This window comes from Clostridium sp. SHJSY1, assembly GCF_031626875.1.
GTDB lineage: Bacteria > Bacillota > Clostridia > Clostridiales > Clostridiaceae > Clostridium.
In genome coordinates, this window is sequence record NZ_JANDMF010000093.1 from 1 (window position 1) to 4,811 (window position 4,811).

At 28.1% G+C, this 4,811-nt stretch carries 4 protein-coding genes; all 4 read right to left on the bottom strand.

Annotated elements, in window-relative coordinates; all coding sequences use genetic code 11:
• Positions 1–91 precede the first annotated feature (91 nt).
• The 4 genes from NNC19_RS23100 to NNC19_RS23115 are packed head-to-tail and all read right to left on the bottom strand — an operon-like array spanning position 92 to position 4,576.
• Positions 92–520, bottom strand: coding sequence for a DUF6262 family protein (locus NNC19_RS23100; protein ID WP_310941043.1), 429 nt, complete (start codon positions 518–520; stop codon positions 92–94).
• Positions 504–2,030 (bottom strand): site-specific integrase, encoded by a 1,527-nt coding sequence (locus NNC19_RS23105; protein ID WP_310941044.1) that lies wholly within the window; start codon positions 2,028–2,030, stop codon positions 504–506. The genes NNC19_RS23100 and NNC19_RS23105 overlap by 17 nt, the downstream gene beginning before the upstream one ends.
• Positions 2,017–3,495, bottom strand: a complete 1,479-nt coding sequence (locus tag NNC19_RS23110; RefSeq protein WP_310941045.1) for a site-specific integrase — start codon at positions 3,493–3,495, stop codon at positions 2,017–2,019. The genes NNC19_RS23105 and NNC19_RS23110 overlap by 14 nt, the downstream gene beginning before the upstream one ends.
• On the bottom strand, positions 3,485–4,576 hold the full coding sequence (locus NNC19_RS23115) for a tyrosine-type recombinase/integrase (RefSeq protein ID WP_310941046.1): 1,092 nt from the start codon (positions 4,574–4,576) through the stop codon (positions 3,485–3,487). The genes NNC19_RS23110 and NNC19_RS23115 overlap by 11 nt, the downstream gene beginning before the upstream one ends.
• Positions 4,577–4,811: the final 235 nt, after the last annotated feature.

The following is a 4,811-nucleotide window of genomic DNA, read 5'->3' on the forward strand; positions in this document are numbered from 1 at the left end:
TTTATCTTTAGTGAGAGAGTGTATTGTAAGTACCAAACTCCCACTAAATCCTCCTTTCATTCTTACCATCCATTTTTACGTGTCTAACAAGTTATTTTATACTTTTTATTTTCTCTAAACTTTCTCTCAATCTTCTATTTTCATCTTTAAGTTCTTCCATCTCAACTAATTGGATAATTAGTTTTTCTTTATCTTCTTTTAGTTTCTTTATTTCATCATATAGTTGTTTTATTTTATCGTCTTTAGCCTTAATTTTATCTCTAGGTGTAGCAATTATACTATCATTAGGAACACCTTTTTCAATAGCTCTAAGACTTAATATGCGTTCTTTCAAAATATCATTATTATATAGAGTAGCCTTAGACACTCCTGCTTCTTCTGCAACTATTTTAAAGTTGATTTTTTTAGTTTTAGATTGCCTTAATTTATCTATTGCTTTATTAACCTTTTCAATAGTTTCTTGGTTTTTCTTTTCTGCAAATTCCTTTAATCCTTCTGTATTTCTATTTCTTTTCTTCATTCATTTGTACCTCCAAACTATCTACTAATGGTTTTAAATACTTATATTTAACATACTGCCTTTCCCAAGAACGTTGTTGCCCTAACTCTTTATATCTTGACATTTCTTTTTCCATAAGGTCTAATTCTTGCTTTAAAACAGGGTAGAATTTAACCTCGGTAACGTAGTTAGGGCAATTATAGAAGAAACAGCCATCACCATCAGAACAGTTACCCCTTCTGAAATCATATAGGCATACGCCTGTCGGTAATGGATTAAAACTCATAGATTTAGATAAATTAGAAATTATATCATCAATTTCTTGTTCTGTTTTACCTCTAAACTGTTCATCAAGTTTAGTTTTAATTTCTTTTGCCCTAAGTCCCGCAATTTTAGAATCTTTACCAAGTATCATATCTGAATAAATTTCTTTAACTTCTTCTTGTTCTAAAGTAAGATAATGTGAAGTCATTTCAATGGATACGTGAGCAAATTGTTTCATAATATAAGCTATAGGAACTTTTTGCTTAATAAGTTCTCTAACAAACGTTGCTCTAAACTGGTGTGATTTTAATGGATATAAATTGCCTTTATTATCTCTTATATCCCATCTTTTAATAAAGTTAGGTAGTCTTTGAGCTGTCCATTTTTCAGTATTTAAAACCCTTATTCCATAATTTCTAACTAAGAATAATTCTTTTAATCTACTTTCTTGTCTTAAACCTTTAGTGTATTCTTCAAGTTCTACAACTGCATTTTTAACTAATTCATTAATGAATATATTATGAATTATAGGCTCACCTTTTTCAGTCTTACTAAGTGTAACTTTCATATAATCATATCCATCATTCGTTGCATTAACACAACCTTGTTGGATAGATAAAACTTCATTGATTCTAAGCCCTGTTTGACTCTGAATTATTATCCCTGCTTTAGTTAAAATATTCTTTTCTTGTAATGTACATTGAAGAATTTTATCAAATATATCTTCTGGAATAGGTTTGGTTTTATTTTCTTTTCTCTCCTTTTTCCAATCCCATAAATCTAAAGAAGTAAAATCTCTAAAGATATTGATTTTTGGTACATTCCAACCTTTAATTTGACCTATTTTAATAATTTCTTCAACTATTTTTGATGATATATAACCACTTTGATTAGCAACCTTTTTATCCTCTTTAAGCCATAATGTATAATTTAAAAACATTTCTTTAGTTATTTTATTAAAACTATCAATATTATTTAAACCGCAATACTCAATAAATAAAGGTAAACTACTATTTATATAACCCCTTACACTATTAGGCTTAATTTGTCCTAATTTATAGTAAGAATAAAGTTTTGCTGTAAGTTTCATATCTTCATTTTTTACATAATCAAAGTTGATTCTTTTCTGACTATTTTTAGTTGTTTTAGCAGTTATAAAAGGGGATAAATCCCATATATCATCAGTAAAATTAGAATTTCCAATGGTTATATTACTATAATTACTTTCAGTAGTTATTGGTTGTAAATTTAACTTAGTTATTGCCATCTTGTATTTCCTCTAATCTTTTCACAATCTCTTTTAGAATCTCAATAGTAGGAAGAAAATGCTCGGCATAATGGTCGCCATAGATATTCCCCTCTAATTGCTTTTCTAACTCTTCTAAATGGTTTTTATGAGCCTGTAAATACTCTGGAGTAGTGACATATCTACTACAGGTGTAACATTTTTGTCTTTTTAGTAATCTGTCACAAATCTTTCCATCACTACAAGGCTTGGTGCAATAACCATCTTCCATTCTTGCTCCTTTATCCTTATTTTCTTTGAACCAAATTAAATCTTTTTTATCTGTTATAACTGTTTCATCAACTTTGTTGATATTACCGATAATACCTATATTCTTAAATATTTTGGCTCTTTCTTTATCTTTAACGTCAGCATAATGTTGTTTAGTAGTCATAGGAGAAGAGTGTCCTAAAACTTCTTGTATAGCCTTTAAATCAATTCCTTTAGATAACATATCAGTAGCAAGTGTTCTTCTGAATTGGTGCGCTGTAAGGTTATAATATTCACTATTGGTATCTCTTATATTGTGCTTTTGAACGAAACCTTCACCTCTTAATTTTCCATTGACAATATTTCCATCACCATTAAGCCAAACTTTATACCTATTAGTATCAATTACTGATATTTCTCCAACATTAGAACCATTTGTAACTCTATGAATAAACAAATAATCTTTAATACTATCATCAGCCTGTTCTCTTAATCCTTTTGTATACTCTATCAACTTTTCAATTGCAATAGCGCATTCATTAGGAATAGGCATAGGTTGACGTTCCTTACGGTTTTTATGGTCATACCAAGTTAAAGTATATCCACTAATTAAATGTGGTTTAACACTATCGGTAGTTAATTTAAGCATATCTCCAATTCTCATTCCTGTTGATTGAAGAATAATTATCCCATATTTCACATAAGGATTTTCTTCATTAACTAAGGCTTTATTAATTTGTTTTAAAACTTCATCAGGAATAAAATCTATTTTTAGTTTTCTATTAATCCCTACATATTCATTTCCTGTGAATATCTCTACTTTAGGCACTTCATTAGGCATATATAATTGTCCCCAACAAATTATATTTTTCAATGTGTCTAAATAAACCTTTTGACTTTGATATGATAGGTTTTTTTTAGTTCTACCACTTATTGAAGTCTTTAAATAAGAAATAAACATTTCAATATCATTATTTGTAAGTGTCTTAAAAGAAGAAATTTTATATGTTGTAGCAAAGTCATTAAATACTTTAAATTTTGTAACATCTATATACAACCCACTTAAAGTTTTATTTCCTTCTTTATGATTTCTCCAAATATAAGACTTAACTACATTTTTAATGCTATCGCTCTCGATATATGAAAAATCAAACTTAAACTTTCTTCCATAATTTTGAGATTTACCATCATTATCTATTAGTTCCCACTTATCACCATTAGGCATTTCACTTACCATTTGCTCCACCTCCAATCAATATACTCTTATTCCAATATCTACTTAAACTATCTTCAAGATATTGATTTGAAATATGAGTATATTGTTGTGTGGTTGTGATATGATTATGACCAGCAATTATTCTAACAACACTTATATCCATGCCATTTTCGACTAAATGAGTTATGTGTGTGTGCCTTAAATCGTGAAAATTTAGATTTATATCAGTTTTCTTTTTAACTGTACCAAACACTTCATAAATTGCTCTATAAGTTAGTGGTTTTCCTAAGTTTTGTTTTTGTTGAGATACAAAGATATAACTATGATCTGTATCAATATTATTTCTTTCTTCCATTATGAAATTATCTATTTCCTCTAATAAAGTCATTGGAATATATAAGTTTCTTGTTTTCCCTTTGGACTTTATATTTTTTAATATTCCAACTTCTCTGGAAGTATCAGGATAAGGTATATCCTCAATTTGAAGTTCTAATACTTCACCAATTCTCGCACCTGTAAAGTACATTATCTTAAAAATTAATTTATCTCTCCAAGTAGTCAAAGCATTTAAAAATGTTTCAGCATCTATATCTGATACTAGTTTAAAAGTAGTCTTACTTTCTTTAACCTTGAAAATAGATTGCTTAGTTTTATTATTACTCCTTGCATGGTGTAGTAGGCTCTTAAACATATCAAATGGTCTATTTGCATCTTCCATTATAATAGGGTTATTTATATCCTTAACCATTCCACAATATTTATAAAAGTTATAAACGGTACTAAGTATTCTATTTATAGTTTTACCTGTACGCTTACTTTCTGTGTATATACTAACTACGTTATCGGTAGCGTTAGGCTCTCTAAGGTATTCTATAAATTCACCTATAACATTAGGCGTAACTCCATCATATTTATAATGTTCTTTATCCAAAAACTCCCAATATAACTTTAAATCATTACAGTTAGCCTTCATTGTATTAAATGCTCTATCTTTTTGTCTAAGATACTTCAAGTAGTCATATATAGGCTTAACTAACTTCATATTATCATCAAGTAAGACTACAATATCTTTATCTTTGCATCTTATTTTGTGTAATTCCAATTCTTTTGTTCCTCCATACTTGTTTTTTATGTCTAATAAGTTTATATCATTAGTATTTCATATCTATATAGCATTTACTAATGGTAATATATTCTTACTAATATCTATTCTAAGTATGGTACTCACTTAATCTTATACACTTTCTTCTTATACTCTCTTAGCTTTATATAATACTACTATTATATATAGTTATATTATTATTTACTTCCTATACTATAGTCACTAAAGATAACAT